This is a genomic window from Arthrobacter sp. G.S.26 (genome assembly GCF_050847375.1).
Classification (GTDB): Bacteria; Actinomycetota; Actinomycetes; order Actinomycetales; family Micrococcaceae; genus Arthrobacter.
This window is the reverse complement of the sequence record NZ_CP193752.1, coordinates 2,434,023-2,450,742: the sequence shown is the minus strand read 5'-3', so window position 1 is coordinate 2,450,742 and position 16,720 is coordinate 2,434,023. Positions and strand designations below refer to the sequence as shown.

18 protein-coding genes are annotated in these 16,720 nt (G+C 66.2%); 7 read left to right on the top strand and 11 right to left on the bottom strand.

The genetic code is table 11. The annotated features are described in order from the left end of the window. Positions 1-38: 38 nt before the first annotated feature. Genes ACRB8A_RS11205 through dprA form a run of 3 tightly spaced genes read left to right on the top strand, consistent with a single transcriptional unit; the run spans position 39 to position 3,139 of the window. Positions 39-395, top strand: a complete 357-nt coding sequence (locus ACRB8A_RS11205; protein ID WP_050687108.1) for a YraN family protein — start codon at positions 39-41, stop codon at positions 393-395. Next, positions 396-1,940 (top strand): YifB family Mg chelatase-like AAA ATPase, encoded by a 1,545-nt coding sequence (locus ACRB8A_RS11200; protein ID WP_056598656.1) that lies wholly within the window; start codon positions 396-398, stop codon positions 1,938-1,940. Beyond that, complete coding sequence (gene dprA, locus ACRB8A_RS11195) at positions 1,937-3,139, top strand: DNA-processing protein DprA (RefSeq protein ID WP_056598653.1); 1,203 nt, start codon at positions 1,937-1,939, stop codon at positions 3,137-3,139. The genes ACRB8A_RS11200 and dprA overlap by 4 nt, the downstream gene beginning before the upstream one ends. Positions 3,140-3,186: 47 nt before the next feature. On the opposite strand, the gene ACRB8A_RS11190 is transcribed toward dprA, so the two are convergent. Then, entirely contained in the window at positions 3,187-3,900 is a 714-nt protein-coding gene (locus ACRB8A_RS11190) for an SDR family oxidoreductase (RefSeq protein WP_056598650.1), read from the bottom strand. Positions 3,901-3,984: 84 nt separating this feature from the next. Beyond that, positions 3,985-5,061 carry an alkene reductase gene (locus ACRB8A_RS11185; protein ID WP_056598647.1) on the bottom strand — a complete coding sequence of 359 codons (1,077 nt, stop codon included), beginning with the start codon at positions 5,059-5,061 and terminating at the stop codon, positions 3,985-3,987. A gap of 165 nt (positions 5,062-5,226) precedes the next feature. On the opposite strand from ACRB8A_RS11185, the gene ACRB8A_RS11180 reads away from it, so the two are divergent. Beyond that, positions 5,227-5,829, top strand: coding sequence for a TetR/AcrR family transcriptional regulator (locus ACRB8A_RS11180; protein ID WP_056598644.1), 603 nt, complete (start codon positions 5,227-5,229; stop codon positions 5,827-5,829). A gap of 57 nt (positions 5,830-5,886) precedes the next feature. On the opposite strand, the gene ACRB8A_RS11175 is transcribed toward ACRB8A_RS11180, so the two are convergent. From ACRB8A_RS11175 to ACRB8A_RS11160, 4 genes are all read right to left on the bottom strand, one after another. Further along, positions 5,887-6,210 (bottom strand): hypothetical protein, encoded by a 324-nt coding sequence (locus ACRB8A_RS11175; protein WP_432244716.1) that lies wholly within the window; start codon positions 6,208-6,210, stop codon positions 5,887-5,889. A 122-nt stretch (positions 6,211-6,332) separates the two neighbouring features. Continuing rightward, on the bottom strand, positions 6,333-7,196 hold the full coding sequence (locus ACRB8A_RS11170) for an alpha/beta fold hydrolase (protein WP_432244715.1): 864 nt from the start codon (positions 7,194-7,196) through the stop codon (positions 6,333-6,335). Positions 7,197-7,243: 47 nt separating this feature from the next. Further along, a complete protein-coding gene (locus ACRB8A_RS11165; RefSeq protein WP_432244714.1) occupies positions 7,244-8,242 on the bottom strand; it encodes an NADP-dependent oxidoreductase in 999 nt (332 codons plus the stop codon). Beyond that, a complete protein-coding gene (locus ACRB8A_RS11160) occupies positions 8,243-9,094 on the bottom strand; it encodes an alpha/beta fold hydrolase (RefSeq protein WP_432244713.1) in 852 nt (283 codons plus the stop codon). Between the two features lie 137 nt (positions 9,095-9,231). Here ACRB8A_RS11160 and ACRB8A_RS11155 point away from each other — a divergent pair, with 137 nt between their 5' ends. The 3 genes from ACRB8A_RS11155 (at position 9,232) to ACRB8A_RS11145 (ending at position 11,571) form a co-directional block, all read left to right on the top strand. Next, on the top strand, positions 9,232-9,843 hold the full coding sequence (locus tag ACRB8A_RS11155; protein WP_432244712.1) for a TetR/AcrR family transcriptional regulator: 612 nt from the start codon (positions 9,232-9,234) through the stop codon (positions 9,841-9,843). A 57-nt stretch (positions 9,844-9,900) separates the two neighbouring features. Next, positions 9,901-10,827: a tyrosine recombinase XerC gene (locus tag ACRB8A_RS11150; RefSeq protein ID WP_050687136.1), complete on the top strand. Its 927-nt coding sequence runs from the start codon at positions 9,901-9,903 to the stop codon at positions 10,825-10,827. Positions 10,828-11,067: 240 nt separating this feature from the next. Then, positions 11,068-11,571, top strand: coding sequence for a DUF3145 domain-containing protein (locus ACRB8A_RS11145; protein ID WP_050687138.1), 504 nt, complete (start codon positions 11,068-11,070; stop codon positions 11,569-11,571). Between the two features lie 99 nt (positions 11,572-11,670). Here ACRB8A_RS11145 and ACRB8A_RS11140 read toward each other — a convergent pair whose 3' ends face one another. From ACRB8A_RS11140 to ACRB8A_RS11120, 5 genes are all read right to left on the bottom strand, one after another. Next, positions 11,671-12,906 (bottom strand): beta-ketoacyl-[acyl-carrier-protein] synthase family protein, encoded by a 1,236-nt coding sequence (locus tag ACRB8A_RS11140; RefSeq protein ID WP_050687141.1) that lies wholly within the window; start codon positions 12,904-12,906, stop codon positions 11,671-11,673. A gap of 164 nt (positions 12,907-13,070) precedes the next feature. Further along, entirely contained in the window at positions 13,071-13,316 is a 246-nt protein-coding gene (locus ACRB8A_RS11135) for an acyl carrier protein (protein WP_009359314.1), read from the bottom strand. Positions 13,317-13,393: 77 nt separating this feature from the next. Further along, complete coding sequence (locus tag ACRB8A_RS11130) at positions 13,394-14,455, bottom strand: beta-ketoacyl-ACP synthase III (RefSeq protein WP_050687144.1); 1,062 nt, start codon at positions 14,453-14,455, stop codon at positions 13,394-13,396. Continuing rightward, on the bottom strand, positions 14,452-15,381 hold the full coding sequence (locus tag ACRB8A_RS11125; RefSeq protein ID WP_197273604.1) for an ACP S-malonyltransferase: 930 nt from the start codon (positions 15,379-15,381) through the stop codon (positions 14,452-14,454). Before ACRB8A_RS11125 ends, ACRB8A_RS11130 begins: the two co-directional genes overlap by 4 nt. Positions 15,382-15,469: 88 nt before the next feature. Next, positions 15,470-16,714 carry a PucR family transcriptional regulator gene (locus tag ACRB8A_RS11120; protein WP_056598620.1) on the bottom strand — a complete coding sequence of 415 codons (1,245 nt, stop codon included), beginning with the start codon at positions 16,712-16,714 and terminating at the stop codon, positions 15,470-15,472. Between the last annotated feature and the right edge of the window lie 6 nt (positions 16,715-16,720).

Genomic DNA, 16,720 nt, shown 5'->3' with positions numbered 1-16,720 from the left:
CACCGTGGCCTGGCTGCAGGCTGGTCGCGGAGGTGGTCATGAAATCCAAGGACCTTTTGGGCCGGCACGGCGAGGATCTCGCGGCGGGGTATCTCGAGTCGCTGGGCATGCTGGTGGTGGAGCGCAACTGGCGCTGTTCCGAGGGCGAAATCGACATTGTGGCCCTGGACGGGGACGCGTTGGTCATCGCCGAGGTGAAGACGCGGCGTTCCCTCGATTACGGGCACCCGTTTGAGGCGGTAGGGCAGGAGAAACTTTCCCGGCTCCACCGGCTGGGCTCGGCCTGGTGCCGCGCGCGGGAACTGCGGATGCCGCTGCGCCGGGTGGACGTGATCGCCGTGGTGGACGACGGCGGCGGCGAACCTGTGCTCGAACACCTCAAGGGGGTGGGGTGAGTGGCTTTGGGCCGCACGTACTCCATCGCCCTGGTGGGACTGAACGGTTACCTGGTGGAGGTGGAGGCCGACATAGGCCAGACGCTGCCCGCATTCGTTATCTTGGGCCTGCCCGACGCCTCGTTGAACGAAGCCAAGGAGAGGATCCGGTCCGCAGCCAAAAACTCCGGCATCCCCTTGAGCCGCAGGAAAATTACCGCGAACCTGATTCCGGCGTCACTGCCTAAACGCGGATCCGGCTTCGACCTTGCTGTCACCATCGCCGTACTGCGGGCTGCCAACGACATCCGGCCCACCGGCCGGACGGTGTTCATCGCCGAGCTGGGGCTGGACGGCCGGCTCCGGCCGGTCCGGGGCATCCTGCCGGCCGTTATGGCGTCCGTGCAGGCCGGTTTTCCGGACATCGTGGTGGCCCAGGCCAACTTCGCTGAAGCCGCCCTGGTTCCCGGCGCCAAAGTCCGGGGGTACCGTACGCTCGCCCGGCTGGCGCTGGACTGCGGTGCCGATCCGCAGGACCTTGCACTGGACTTTGAACCCGAGGACCCGGAAGAAGCAGGGGCCGCAGGCGCTGACCCTGGCCCGGGTCCTGACATGGCGGACGTGTCCGGCCAGGCGGAAGCCAGGCGTGCCCTGGAAGTCGCGGCCGCGGGCGCCCACCACCTGCTTCTGACGGGACCTCCGGGCGCGGGGAAAACCATGCTTGCAGAACGGCTTCCCGGGCTGCTGCCGGACCTCGCGGACCAGGAAGCCATGGAGGTGACGGCCATCCACTCGCTCTGCGGGTTGCCCTCAGCGGCGGTTCAGCTGCTGCGGCGGCCGCCGTTTGAGAATCCCCATCATTCGGCTACTGCGGCCGCCATCATCGGTGGCGGCTCCGGCCTGCCGCGGCCCGGTGCTGCATCCCGGGCCCACCGTGGTGTGTTGTTCCTGGACGAGGCACCGGAATACGAAAGCCGGGTGCTTGATGCCCTTCGCCAACCGTTGGAAAGCGGCGAACTGGTGATCCACCGGTCGGCGGGGACAGCCGCCTACCCGGCGCGGTTCCAGCTGGTCCTGGCCGCCAACCCCTGCCCCTGCGGCAAAGCCTCCGGCAAGGGCCTCGAGTGCACGTGCACCCCGATGGCCCGGCGGCGGTACCTTTCCCGGCTCTCCGGGCCGCTGCTGGACCGGGTAGACATCCAACTGCAGGTGGAGCGCGTGTCGCTCGCCGAGTTCGGCCAGGCCGGGGCGGAGGAAAACACCGCAGCCATCGCACAGCGCGTAGGTTCCGCCCGGGCCCGTCAGACGGGGCGGCTGGGCAGGTTTGGATTGGACACCAATTCGCAGGTTCCCGGGCGGATCCTGCGTGGCGAGCTGAAGCTGGCACCGGCGTCAACCAGAATCCTGGACCGCTCCCTCGAACGCGGAATCCTCACGGCACGCGGCTATGACCGGGTGCTTCGACTGGCGTGGACGCTTGCGGACCTGGGCCTGCGTGACACCCCGGACGATAACGACATCGGCCAGGCACTGAGCCTGCGCCAGGCATCGGCGGTGGCGGCATGATCGGCGGCGGGTTCGGCGGGGAGCGGATTGCCAGGGCAGCGTTATCCCGGCTGATGGAGCCGCAGGACGCGGCCGGGCTCGCGCTGGTGCAGGTGGCGGGCGCAGTGGACGGCCTGCGGATCGCCACCGGCCAGCTGGCTGCCGGTCCCGAACTGGAGCGGGAAATGACGGGACTGCTTGCCGCCGGCGGTTCGGGCCCGGGTTGGTCGGGGCTGGGTGCCGCCCTGAAGCGCTGGCTGCCGCGCAGTCCGGAGCTGGCGCCGGAACGGGATCTGGCCACCATGGCACGGTTGGGCGGGCGGATGATTATCCCCTCGGACCCGCTGTGGCCGGTCCAATTGGCCGATCTGGGACTTCAGGAGCCGCTCTGCCTGTGGTGGCGGGGCACTGAGCAACCCCTCCCGGCGGCGGCGCGGTGCATTGCCATGGTGGGTTCGCGGGACAGTACCAGCTACGGCGCCACGGTGACGGGGGACCTGGCCTACTCCCTGGCGCAGCGTGGGTACACGGTGGTGTCCGGCGGAGCGTACGGCATTGATGCCCATGCCCACCGGGCAGCGCTGGCCGGCGGCGCCGGGCCGTTGCCCACCATCGCCGTTATGGCCGGTGGCGTGGACAGGTTCTATCCGTCCGGAAATGAGGATCTCCTGCGGGCTGTGTGCAACCAGGGGGCGGTGCTTGCCGAGGTCCCGCCTGGCTCTGCGCCCACGCGCTACCGGTTCCTCCAAAGGAACCGGCTCATCGCGGCCCTTGCCGCCGTAACCGTGGTCGTGGAGGCACGCTGGCGCTCCGGCGCGTTGAACACAGCCCACCACGCGGAAATGCTGGGCCGGTCGGTGGGTGCCGTGCCGGGATCGGTGCACAGCGCCAATTCCGCCGGCTGCCACCGGCTGCTGCGGGATGGTGGTGCCGTGTGTGTCACCGACGCGGCTGAAGTCGCGGAGCTGGCTTCCGCCAGCGGTGACGGCTTGGCGGAGGACTTCCGCCAGGGCGCCGTCCAGGTGCAGGACGGACTGACCCTCGAGGACCTGATTCTGCTCGATGCCCTGCCGCTGCGTTCCACCACATCCATTGAGAAGCTTGGTGTGGTGGCCGGCCTGGGGCAGGAGTCCGTCCGGGCAGGCCTTGGACGGCTGGGTTTGTTGGGACTGGCCGTTTCGGAGCGTGGCGGGTGGAAACGGGGCAAAGCAGATGCCTGACAGGGGGCGCCGGCGGTCCGGTGCAGGACAGCTGGCGCCCCGGGGCTTTAGGGCGTTGTTTCCTGCAGCTGCGGGTATACAACGTCGATCGGAGCGCTGAGCCCCGCTTTGAGCTGCACGGAGGTCTGGTCTGCCAGGACCTCATGGGCGCCTGCCTCGAGGCCGTCCAGGACGGAGCGGACAACCTCAGCGGGGTCGGCCTTGGCATCGCCGGTGTGGGCCGCCATGGCCGTGTCCACGTAGCCGACATGGACACCAACCACCTGGACCCCGGCAGGAGCGAGTTCAAGTCGGAGTGAATTTGTGGCTGACCACAGCGCAGCTTTGGTGGCACTGTAGATGCCCGCGACGGCGTACCAGCTCAAAGCGGAGTGGATGTCGATGATGGCTGCGTTGTGGTTGGCCCTGAGGGCTGGTGCGAAGGCCCGCGCCAGAAAGAGCGGACCCAGGAAGTTGGTCTCCACGTTGCGGCGGATTTCCTCGTCAGTGTGCATCAGGATGCCCGGGGTGGACACGGCAGCACCGGCGTTGTTGATCAGCACGGTCACGTCCGGCGCAGCGGCGGCTGCAGCCGCGATGGATTCGGAATCTGTGACGTCAAGAGTCAGCGGGACAACCCTGGGGTCATCCCATGACCGGGGCGTACGGGCACTGGCATACACTTTTGCGGCGCCGCGCGCCAAAGCCTGGTGGACGAAGTGCGTGCCGAGGCCGCCGTTGGCGCCGGTGACGAGGACGATTGCTCCGTTGAGTGAAGTCATTGTTGGTGCTCTTTTCTGGTGAAGATCATGCTTGTGGGTGGGTGGCAGCGCTGGACGCCGCCTGCGATGGAAAGTTGGCCGGGGTCAGGCGCTGGCAAGCGTTGGGTAGTCTGTGTAGCCTGCGGCGCCGCCTGCGTACAGCGTGGCTGGATCCAGCTCGTTCAGGGCGCTGCCGGTCCTGAGCCGTTCCACGACGTCCGGGTTGGCCAGGGCGAAGCGGCCCAAGGGAGCAATGTCGGCCAGCCCGGCGTCGATCTCGTCTGCAATCTGCTCCTTGGTGCGTCCGTATCGGAGTACCAGGACGGCTGTGGGCCAGAGGTCGCGGAAGGAGCGCAGGAGCTCGTCGTCACCGAGGTGGTGGACGTGCAGGTAAGCGAGCTTCAGCGTGGCAAGCTGGCCCACCAGGTGGGTGTACTGCCGGCGGACGCTTTCGGTATCACCTTCGTCGATTCCGCCCAACGGGAAGGCGGGGGAGATGCGGATGCCCGTGCGGTCGGCACCGATTTCCCCGGCAACTGCCCTGGCCACTTCCACAACAAAACGGGACCTGTTCGCTACCGAACCGCCGTAGCCGTCGGTACGGGTGTTGGCGTTGGGGGACAGGAACTGGTGGAGGAGGTAACCGTTGGCGCCGTGGATCTCCACTCCGTCGGCTCCCGCTTCAATCGCCGCCGCGGCCGCCGTCCGGAAGTCAGCGATGGCTTGCTGGATTCCTTCGGAGTCGAGTTCCAGGGGAACCGGTGTCTTCTGCGGACCGGTTGGAGTGAACATATCCTGTTCGGCGGAGATGGCCGACGGCGCTACCGGCTGTCGGTGGTGGGGAGTGTTGTCCGGGTGGGACATGCGCCCAACGTGCATCAGTTGAATGAACAGATGCCCACCGCGTGCATGGACTGCTTCGGCGACCTCCCGCCAGCCCTGGATCTGCTCTGCCGTGTAGATCCCGGGTGTGTTCAGGTAGCCCTGCCCATCAGCGGACGGCTGCGCACCTTCGGTGATGAGTAACCCGAGTGACGCGCGCTGTCCGTAATATTCGGCCATCAGTGGTCCGGGGGTGCCATCGGCATTTGCGCGGTTCCGGGTCATTGGTGCCATGGCCAGGCGGTGGGGAAGCTCAAGACGGCCTAGAGTGGTCGGCTGCCAGAGGGAAGCTGAAATCATGGGTGGGTGATCCTTCGCACTATTTGTGAGGGGTTTGAACGAGGCCGGTCAACGGCTCGTGGAGATCGGCCGTGGGAGAATGGTTCGGAGATACCGGCATCCCGATGCGTTGACTATACTCATAACTGAGTATGGTCATTAATTATTCCAGAAAGAAAACAACCCATGGGCACCGCAGAGCAGCCGCCAGGACGACGCGAACGGAACAAGCAGGAGAAGCTGGACCGCATCAAGGCTGCGGCAGACCAGCTGTTCGCTGAATTCGGTGTGGACGATGTCACCACGCAGCAGATCGCCGAGAAAGCTGACATCGGCGCGGGAACTTTGTTCCTGTATGCCAAAAGCAAGGGCGAGCTTTTGCTCATGGTGCAAAACGCCACCTACGCCGAGGCGCTCGCAGCGGGCAAAGCGAAAGCGGCGGCCATCAATGACCCCACCGACGCCGTGCTGGCAATTGTCCGGCCGATCGTCGAATGCAACCGGAAGCAGGTGGACAACGGACGGACCTATCTTCGCGAAATGGCGTTCGGAGACCCGCAGGAACCCCGCCATGGGGAGGCGCTTGCGATCGTCGGCGAGACCGAGGAGGCCATGGCCGGTCTCCTGTCGGACCGCGGGAACTTCAATGCTGCCGAGGCTGCGACGCTGGCCAGGGTGATCTCGGCAGTGATGTTCCTCAGCATGGCGGTCAGCCTCAACGCGGCTGCGGATGCCGACCAGGTGTTCCAGGACATCAAGGGCCAAGTTGAAGTGCTGCTGACCCGCTGACCGCTGCCGCGCCGACCCGGTTACCGGTTGCTGGACGATACTCTCATTCCGGTGCGGTCAGTATCTGGCCACCCGGACGTAAGTCAGCGTTTTTGCAACGTCGTAGGCGTGGATCGCTGATGCGGCTGGTGTCAGCAGGCTGCTGACACCGCCGGCACCGCCTCCCGTGCAGAAGCTGTCCCGGTCATCGGCCCCGGCAAGCTCCGTAAGGCCAGTCACGCCGCGTACCAGCGGGACGTGTTCGGGGCAGCCGCATACAGGAGGGCGCGGCGGGAAAACGTTGACTTCGTCCTGGTACGCCAGTGCTGTTTGCTTGCGGTCCAGCAGTGGCGACAGGAGGGAAGTGAAGGTTACTTCCGCAAGGCCATCAATCTTCCGCACATCCCATCCTGGCGGGGCTTGTCGCTGCGCATCCATAAGAGAATGGAGCTGGTGAAGTGCTTGCTGACGGCGGTGCGCGGATTGTCATCCATTGTGGAGCCTGCCGTCGCCGGACAGTTGGGTCAGGATGCCAGGAAACGGGTGGCCAACGGCGCAAATTCCTCGTGGAACTGGAAGATTCCGCCGTGGCCTGAGTCGAAGTAGATCACCAGTTCGCTGCCCGTGATTCGCTGGTGCAGATCATTCGAGAGGATTGAGGGCACCATTCTGTCGTTGTCGCCGTTGGCGATCAGTGTAGGCAGGGTGAGTTGTGACAGGTCGGATGGAGCCGAGCGGCCAAAACGCTGGATGGCCCGCAACTGGGTCTGGAACGCCTTCAGGCTGATCTCGCTGTCCCGACCGGCGGCACGCTCCTGCAGCCGCTTGATGAAGGCTTTACCCGCCCGCTTTCCTGTGGCGTTGCGGTTGAAGAAGAGAAACTCTTTGGGGTCCGAGCGGGTGATCCCCGCGCGGACCAGGTCGAGGCACGTGGTGCGCAGGACCTTGTCCATGTCCTTGCCGCCCCGGGGGCCAGTGCCGGTCAGGATCAGCTTCCGGACCAGGTCCGGGTGCTTCACCACGAGGTCCTGCGCCACCATCCCGCCCATGGAAAACGAAAAGACGTCGATCCTGGTGTACCCGAGTGCCTTGATGAAGGTGAAGGCATCGTCGGCCATTTCCTCGATGGTTTGTGGAACCTGGCCGGTGGATGCTCCCACACCCTTGTTGTCGAAGGTAATGACGTGCCGGTGGCGGGCGATGGGATCCACGATCCGGGGATCCCAGTTATCCAGCGTCGCTGCCAGGTGGACAAAAAACACGACGGGAATGCCGCCCTTGGGCCCCAGTTCACGGTATGCGTAGGTGGCGCCGCCGGCGTCTACCGTGTGGGTGGGCGCCTGGGCGTAGGACGTGATAACCGGTTCGGCGCTGTTGTTGCTGCTCATGGCTGGTTCTCCTTTGAGGGTGACTGAATTCTAGGCCGGGTGCGGGTTCAATGCCCGATGGAAATAACCGCTTTGCCACGGAAGCCGCCCCTGGCCAGCGAAGCGAGGGCTTCCGGTGTCTGATCGAATGGCAGGACTTTTCCAACCACTGGCCGGATGGAACCGTTGTCAACAAGGTGTGCAAGCTTCTGCAGCTGGTCGCCGCTGGCCCGCATAAAGAGGAACTCGTACCTGACGCCGAGTTTTTTGGCCTGCCGGCGGACCTTTGAGCTGATGGCGCCGATTCCAAAGCGCAGCAGCGCATTGAGGCCGTTTGCCTCCGCGAAGCTGGGGTCCGGCGGGCCGGCAATGCCGATTGCCAGGCCACCCGGCTTGAGTACCCGCAGGGATTTGGCCAGGTTTTCCCCGCCCAGGCTGTCCAGGACCAGGTCGTAGTCCTTGACCAGCTGTTCAAAGTCTTCCGTTTTGTAGTCGATGACAATATCTGCGCCGAGGCTGCGGGCAAACCCGGTGTTGGGGCCGCTCACGGTGGTGGCGACGGTGGCACCAAGATGCTTCGCCAGTTGGATGGCGATGCTGCCCACTCCGCCGGCGCCCGCATGGATCAGGACTTTCTGGCCGGGGCGGACGTTTCCCCTCTCCACCAGCGCCTGCCATGCGGTCAGTGCCACCAGTGGCAGCGAAGCGGCTTCCACCAGGCTGACGGAGGTTGGACGCAGGGCTAGGTCGCGGTCAGCCACTGCAACCCGCTCTGCAAAACCACCCACCTGATTTTTTGCCGGGCGGGCGTACACCTCATCGCCCGGCGCGAACCCCACCACCTTGGCGCCGACACTAAGAACTGTGCCGGCAACATCGTGTCCCAGTGTTAGCGGGAAGGTGTACGGCAGGATCTGCTTAAACTCGCCTTCGCGGATCTTTTCGTCCAACTGGTTCAGGCCTGCCGCAGCGACCTGGATCAGGACATCATGGTCGCCGACGGTCGGTTCCGGCACGTCTGCCTCGTGCAGGGGCTGCTTGTACTTTTCGATGACGAACGCGCGCATTCAGATGTCTCCTTGGTTGGGGCTGGTGGTGTTCGGTGCGGCCGGGCTTCCGGTCTGGCGGTCCAGGAATTCGAGGGTCAGTTGTACTGTCCGGGCGTGGTTCTGGAAGGCTGCGCCGTGACCGGAGTCTGCGAACACCTCCAGTGCTGCTTCGGTGAAGTGGGCAGCCAGCGCGGCTGCGTTGGCGGGCGGAACCATCCGGTCACTGTCGCCGTGGAGGATCAGCGCCGGAGTCGAGGACCGGGCCAAGGTTGACGCGGGCAAGGCACCCCAGCGCCGCACGGCGGCAAGTTGGGCAAGGAGGACCCCGGGTTTCACTGCCTCGTCGCGGTTCGTTGTGCGTTCGGCGAGGCGGCCCAGGTAGCTGGCAGCTGCGGTCCTGCCCGCGGCCGTCCGGGTGAAAAACAACAAGGTTTTGGGATCCTCGCGCGTTGCTGTGGCCTTAAGGGTGCCGCGGAGGGTGACGCCTGACATCCGGGTGAGGCCAGTGCCTCCGCGGGGACCCGAGCCCACCAGGACGAGCCGGTCCACCAACTCCGGTACGGACTCTGCCAGTTCCTGGGCCACCATGCCGCCCATGGACAAGCCGAACACATCAACCTTGTTATGACCCAGGGCCCGGATGGCGGCCGCGGTATCTGCTGCCATCTCCTCGATGGTGGTCCGGACCCCTCCTGCGGATCCTCCGACACCGCGGTAGCCGAGGACAATGACACGGCGATGGGCTGCCAGTCCGTCCATGATCCGGGGGTCCGCGTTGTCCAGGTTGGCGCCAAGGTGGTTCAGGAAAACCAGCGGCACGCCGCCGGGGCGGCCGAACTCGCGGTACGCCAATGACCGGCCCGCAGCCATTACTTGCAGCGTTGGGACGCTCCTATGGTCGGGTTCCGCCTTGTGCGTCAATGTATCTCCTGATGATCTCGCCATTTGTATTATATCCGAGTAGACTCAATTATGAATACACTCATAAACCTTGTCAAGGAGGCGTCGTGAACGAAGCCCTGGGACGCAGGGAACGGCGCAAGGCGGACAAGCGGTTGCGGATCATGACGGCTGCGGCGGAGTTGTTCGCCGTGGCTGGTGTGCGCGGTGTGACCACGCAGCAGGTAGCCGACCGGGCGGGCCTGGCGATCGGAACGCTGTATCTCTATGCGTCCACCAAGGCCGAGTTGTTGATCATGGTCCAGAACGTCAAGTTTGAGCTTGCAATCCAGGAGGGGATCTCCGCAGCCCGGCTCGTCAGGGGGCCCGGTGCGGTCCCGGCCCTGGTGGCGCTTCTGGAACCCGTTGTGAAATGCATCCGGGAGCATCCGGAAAACGGCCGGAGCTATCAGCAGGAATTGGTTTTCGGTGACCCGCGCGAACCCTTCCGGCAGGAGGGGCTCCAGCTTTCCAGAAAGCTGGAGCTGGTGATGGCGGACATTCTGCGGAGCGATGGATCCGTCAAGCCTGCTGACGCCGATGTCCTGGCCCGGGCAGTTGCCGCCATCCTCCACCTGGGCGCCACCGCTGCTGTCTACGCCGCCCGCACGGATGCAGAGGTCCTCGATGGGATCCGCTGCCAGATCCAGGTATCCCTGGGAAGTTCAGCCAACCAGTAGCCTGGCCCTAAGCGTGTCTGCCGGGCCTGGCCGGGCCTGGTTTGAGATGGTGGGGGAGTGGAGTGCACTGACCTGCCGCCGGGGCTCGGCGAACCCCTTGAGGCGTTTGCCGCTTACCTTTCCGGCGAACGTGCCGTGTCTCCCCATACCCGGCGGGCCTACCTTGGTGACCTGACCGGGTTGCTTGCCTACGCTGCGCAGGAGGGCGCCGCAAGCCTGGCCGACCTTGAGCTGGGCACCTTCCGCCGTTGGCTGGGGGCGCAGAACTCGGCTGGCGTAGCCCGCGCCACCCTGGCGCGCAGGTCAGCAAGCGCCCGGGTCTTCACATCCTGGGCCCTTCGGGAGGAGCGGATCCCCGCAGACCCGGCCCTGCGGCTGAAGGCGCCGAAGCGGGAGCGGTCCCTTCCCGGAGTCCTGCAGGCTTCCCAGCTGGACCGGCTGCTGGCGGGCCTCGCCACGGCCGCGTCCGACGGCGGCCCGCTGGCGGTCCGGGACCGCGCCATCGTGGAACTCCTCTATGCCACCGGCGTCCGCGTGGGCGAGCTGGCCGGGCTGGACGTGGACGACCTGGATCCCGACCGCCGCACATTGCGGGTCATCGGCAAAGGCAACAAGGAGCGGACCGTCCCTTATGGGGTGCCCGCAGCGGTCGCCGTCGATGACTGGCTGCGGCGGGGCCGGCCGCTGGTCGCCACGGGCACCAGCGGGCCTGCGCTTTTCCTGGGGGCCCGGGGCGGCCGGGTGGACCAGCGCCAGGTGCGCACGCTCGTGAACCGGCTCTTCGAAGCCCTCGGCGACACCTCCGCCTCCGGACCACACGCCCTGCGCCATTCGGCCGCGACGCACCTGCTGGATGGCGGCGCGGACCTGCGTGCCGTCCAGGAGATACTTGGCCACAGCAGCCTGGCCACCACGCAGATCTACACCCATGTCTCCGTTGACCGGCTGCGGCAAAGCTACCAGCAGGCGCACCCCCGCGCTTAGCGGAAAGTGTGGGGAATCGCACTGGCGTTATTTTGCGGGGTACGGCACAATGAGAGTCACGTCCGGGAACTTTCAAGTGCAGCTTCAACCCTTCGGGTCTGGTGCTCAGGGCAAGTCCGGACTCATCTTTGAGAAGTACAGTTTAATATCGGGGAGGAAGCACCACCGCAGAAGCGGGTCAGCAGTTCCGTCCAGGCAGAGGTCGTTGGGGAAGACGTACCTAGAGCCATGGAGGATGGAATGTCTGATTCAACAACCCGCGGTGTGCTGTTTATCCACTCTGCCCCTACCGCACTGTGCCCTCACGTCGAGTGGGCAGTGGGGTCTGTCGTGGACAAGCGGACGGACCTTGAGTGGACGCCGCAGCCGGCCGCGCCTGGAATGTTCCGCGCCGAGCTGTCCTGGACCGGCACACCCGGGACGGGTGCTACGCTCGCATCCTCGTTGCGCGGCTGGGCGCACCTCCGGTATGAAGTCACCGAAGAACCCAGCCAGGGCGTCGACGGTGGCCGCTGGTCCCATACCCCCGAACTCGGCATCTTCCACGCCGTCACGGACGTGCACGGAAACATCATGGTTTCCGAGGACCGCATCCGCTACGCCTACGAATCGGGCGCCGGCGATCCCGCGGCGGTCTACCACGAACTGTCTCTTGCCTTGGGCGAAGCCTGGGACGAGGAGCTTGAGCCTTTCCGGCACGCGGCCGAAGGCGCCCCCGTCCGCTGGCTGCACCAGGTGGGCTGACCGCCGTCGGCCGTTCCAGCCCTGAATCTCCATAGCGAAAGGGAGGCCCCGCCAACGGCGGGGCCTCCCTTTTGTGCAGCGGCCACCTGGGCCGGCGTACTACACGCTGCGGATCGCGACCACGGCGTTGTGGCCGCCGAAGCCGAAGGAGTTGCTCAGCGCCACAATGCTGCCGCCGGGCAGGGTCCGGGGGGAGGTGACCACGTCGAGCGGGATCTCCGGATCCTGGTTTTCCAGGTTGATGGTCAGCGGCGCCCTGCGCTCGTACACGGCGAGTACGGTGAGGACCGCTTCCACAGCGCCGGAAGCGCCCAGGAGGTGGCCCATCTGCGATTTGGTGGCGGAGACGGCCACGTTGTCCACGTGGGTGCCCAGCGCCGCGCGGAGCGCCGTGTACTCGGGCTTGTCGCCGACCGGGGTGGAGGTGGCGTGGGCGTTGACGTGCACCACGTCCTCGGCCTGGATGCGGCCATCGAACATGGCAGCCTTCAGGGCACGGGTTGCGCCGAGTCCCTGCGGGTCCGGTGCGGTGATGTGGTACGCGTCGGCCGTGACAGAGGTGCCGGCCAGTTCGCCGTAAATGCGGGCGCCGCGGGCCAGGGCGTGCTCTTCGGCCTCGAGGACCAGGGCGCCTGCGCCTTCGCCCATAACAAAGCCGTCGCGGCCGGTGTCGTATGGACGGGAGGCGCCCTGCGGGTCGTCGTTGCGGCGGGACAGGGCCTGCATGGAGGCGAACGCGGCCAGCGGCATCGGGTGGATGGCGGCTTCGGCGCCGCCGCACATCACGACGTCGGCTTTGCCGGAGCGGATGAGTTCCAGGCCAAGGTGCAGTGCTTCGGTGCCGGAAGCGCAGGCGGACACGGGTGTGTGGGCGCCGGCGCGGGCACCCAGGTCGAGGCTGACGGCAGCGGCCACACCGTTGGGCATCAGCATGGGAACGGTCATCGGGAGGACGCGCCTGGGGCCCTTGGCCTTTAGCGTGTCCCATGCGTCCAGCAGGGTCCAGACGCCGCCGATGCCTGTTGCGAAGGCAACGGCCAGGCGGTCCTTGTCGAACTCCGTGATGCCGGAGTCAGCCCAGGCCTCACGGGCGGCAATAACGCCGAACTGGGTGGAGGGGTCCATCCGCTTGGCTTCGACGCGGCTCAGCACGTCAAGGGCGGGGGTGCTGCAGCGGGCTGCAAAGTGGACGGGGAGCTCGTACTGGGCAACCCAGTCGTCCTCCAGGGTGCGGGCACCGGAGACCCCCTTGAGCGCGTTGTTCCACATCGTGGGTACGTCGCCGCCGATGGGCGTGGTGGCACCCAGACCGGTAATGACTACTTTGCGTGTCATGGGATCACTCTCTGTCGGTGGGAATCCGGCTTCGTTTCTCGAAGGGTCCCGCATGTTGATGTTCGGCGCTGTGCCGCGTGGCACGTGTGCCGGAAAGCGCGGGCTGCCGGTCCGGTGGTCCAGACCGGCAGCCCTGCCGCGCCGGTAGCCGGCGCAGTTGGTTGCTAGGCCTGTGCGCCTGCGATGAAGCTGACGGCGTCGCCGACGGTCTTGAGGTTCTTGACCTCTTCGTCGGGGATGCGGACGCCGAACTTCTCTTCAGCGTTGACCACGATGGTCATCATGGAGATGGAGTCGATGTCCAGGTCCTCGGTGAAGGACTTGTCCAGCTCTACGGCCTCGGGCGCAAGGCCGGTCTCTTCGTTGACGATTTCAGCCAGGCCGGCCAGGATCTCTTCGTTGCTAGCCATTGATGGCTCCTTTTCTGTATTACCGGCAGGGGATGCCGGAAATGGGTCAGGCCGCGGGTGCGGCCCGGTGGGCGTTTCTAGGGGAGGACAATTACCTGGGCGCCGAACACCAGGCCGGCGCCGAAGCCGATCTGGAGGGCCAGCCCGCCACTCAGTGCCGGGTTCTCCTGCAGCAGGCGGTGGGTGGCCAGCGGGATGGATGCCGCGGAAGTGTTTCCCGCATCGGCAATGTCCCGTGCAACTGTAACCGTCTCCGGCAGCTTGAGCTTCTTCACCATCTCATCAATGATGCGCATGTTGGCCTGGTGCGGGATGAACGCCACCAGGTCTTCAGCTTCCACGCCGGCGGCTTCGAGGGCCTGCTGGGCCACCTTGGCCATTTCCCAGACCGCCCAGCGGAAGACCGTCTGGCCGTCCTGGCGGAGGGTGGGGTACAGCTCCTGTGCTTCTTCGAGGAGGGCCAGGTCGCCGGTTGAATCGGACTGCCGGGCCGCGATGCCGAGGTCGCGGACGTCCAGCATGGAGCGGGTCATGCCGATCGCATCCCACTTGCTGCCGTCTGAGCCCCACACGGAAGGGGCGATGCCCGGCGTGTCGGAAGGCCCGATGACCACGGCGCCGGCGCCGTCGCCGAGAAGGAACGAGATGGTGCGCTCACGGTTGTCGATGACGTCGGAGAGCTTTTCAGCGCCGACCACCAGGACATACTTGGCGGCACCGGAGCGGACCAGGGCGTCGCCCTGGGCGATTCCGTAGCAGTACCCGGCGCAGGCCGCTGAGATGTCGAATGCCGGCGCGGGGGTTGCACCCAGCCTGTCCGCCAGGCTGGCGGCCGCCGACGGGGTGGCGTAAGGGTGGGTGACGGTGGAGACGATGACGGCGCCGAGTTCCGAAGCCTGGATGCCTGCCTTCTCCATGGCCTCGCGGGCAGCGCCCTCGGCCATGTCGATGACGCTGACGCCGGCCGCTGCCCGGTGCCGGGTGACAATGCCCGTCCGCTGGCGGATCCACTCGTCCGAGGAATCAATCCACTGGCAGACGTCATCGTTGGTGACAATGACATCCGGCCGGAAGGCGCCAAGGCCCAGGATCCGGGTGTGCTCGTGGATGGGAGCCTGTTTCAGCGTAGGAACGCTCATGCGTTTCCCTCCAGTTCTGCGAAGAGTGCCAGGGCGGCGGAAAGATCATCGGGGGTCTTGACGGCCACGGTCTTGACGCCGGGCATGCCACGCTTGGCGAGCCCGGCGAGGGTCCCGGCCGGAGCGAGTTCGATGACGCCGGTCACACCGCGCCCCACCAAGGTCTCCATGCACAGGTCCCAACGGACGGGACGGGAGACCTGGGCGATCAGGCTGGCCACTGCGGCGCCGCCGTCGGTGACCTCGCCGCCGTCGAAATTCGACAGCAGCGGCACCGTGGGTGCCTGCGGCTTAAGCTGCGGGGCCAGGGCCTCGAGGGCGGTCACGGCGGGGGACATGTGGCTGGTGTGGAATGCGCCGGCCACCTTGAGGGGGATAACCCTGGCCTTTGCCGGCGGGTTTTCCGCGAGGGCCTTCAGCTGGTCAAAGGTTCCGGCGGCAACTGTCTGGCCTGCGCCGTTGACGTTGGCCGGGGTTGCTCCGGCGGCTTCGATGGCTGCCAGGACTTCCGCGGGGTCCCCGCCCACCACGGCGCTCATGCCGGTAGGGGTGACTGCTGCTGCGGCGGCCATGCTGTTGGCCCGTTCCCGGACGAACGTCATGGCTTCGGTCTCGGTCAGCACGCCGGAGAGGGCTGCTGCGGTGATCTCACCCACGGAGTGGCCCGCAAGGATCACGGGCAGGGAGTTAAGGTCCACATCGAACAGCGATGCCGCCGTGACCAGGCCTGCGGCAACAATCAGGGGCTGCGCAACGGCGGTGTCCTTGATGGTTTCCTCATCGGAGGTGGTGCCGTGGGCCACGAGGTCCAGGCCGGCGATGTCGCTGAGGGCGGCCAACCGGCCCGCTACCGAAGGCAGCTCCAGCCAGGGGGCCAGGAAACCAGGGGTCTGTGAGCCCTGTCCAGGGCAGACTATTGCAAGCACGTATCCAGCTTTCCAAATTACTGCGTGGTTCAGCGGTGTTTGTCCGCACCAAGCTCATGGGGTCAGGTTGTAGGAAGTCTACAACGGCTCAGGCTTGATTGCGGGAGGGCTGACGTTCCGTGGCGGCCTTTGGCGGGGCCGAAAGCCGTCCCACCACCAGGGCTGCCTGCAGCACAAAGGCCTCCCTTGGCAGCAGCGGATCCCAGCCTGTCACGTCGCAGACACGCTTGAGCCGGTACCGCACGGTGTTGGCGTGGACAAAAAGTTCCCGTGCTGTGGCTTCCAGCGAATGGCCAAGTTCCAAATAGGTTCCCAGTGTTTCCACAAGCCCGTTGGAGGCCGCCACCAGGGGCCGGTAAATGTTCTTCACCAGGGACCGGCGCGCGGCGTCGTCACCGGAGATTACCCGCTCGGGCAGCAGGTCATCGGCGGCCACCGGGCGCGGCGCGGACGGCCAGGCGCGTGCCGCCGTCAGGCCGGCGAACGCCGACTGGGCCGAGCTGCTGGCTTCCAGCAGGGACCCGGCTTCGGGGCCATACACAACGGGACCGGGAGCGAACATCTCACTGAGTTTGATGTAGGCGGTTTCCCGGTCCTGCACACCGCCCAGGATCAGGATCAGCCGGTCGCCCTGGATGCCCACCAGGGCATCCTCCGCGTAGCGACCCGCCATCCTGCGCAGTTCGCTGACGTAGCTGGCGCTGGGTTCCGACGGCGAGTTGCCCACCATCACGGTGAAGCGTTCCTGCGCTTTCCAGCCAAGGGCGGCGATCCGGGACCGCAGCGCATCCGTGTTTTCGCCCCGCAGAATGGCGTCCACAATCAGTGCCTCAAGCCGGGTATCCCAGGAACCACGGGACTCGGCCGCGCGGGCGTAGACGTCAGCGGCGGCGAACGCCACTTCCCTGGAGTAGCGGAGCACAGCCTCGCGCAGCGACGGCTGGTCGGCTTCGGGGGCAATCACCGGGACCTGGTCCTCCACCACCTCCACCACGATCCGGATCAGCTGGAGAGCTTTCTGGAGGCTGATGGAGCGGGTGAGTTCCGTGGGTGCAGTGCCGAAGACGTCGGTCAGGATCCAGGACGGCGAACTGGGCCGCTCGTACCAGGTAACAAACGCCGCGATGCCGTTCTGTGCCACCATCCCCAGCGCCGAGCGCTCATCGGAGCTCAGCCGGCTGTACCAGGGGAGCGATTTCTCCAGCTCGCGCATGGTGGTGGTGGACAGCTGGCCCACGTTGGCCCGCAGCTTTTTGAGCGTCTCGGACTTCTCCGGAGTGACTTTGGGCTGGGCCGGTTTGCGCTTCGCGGGAGGGGTGGCGGGTGCTGGCATCTTCCG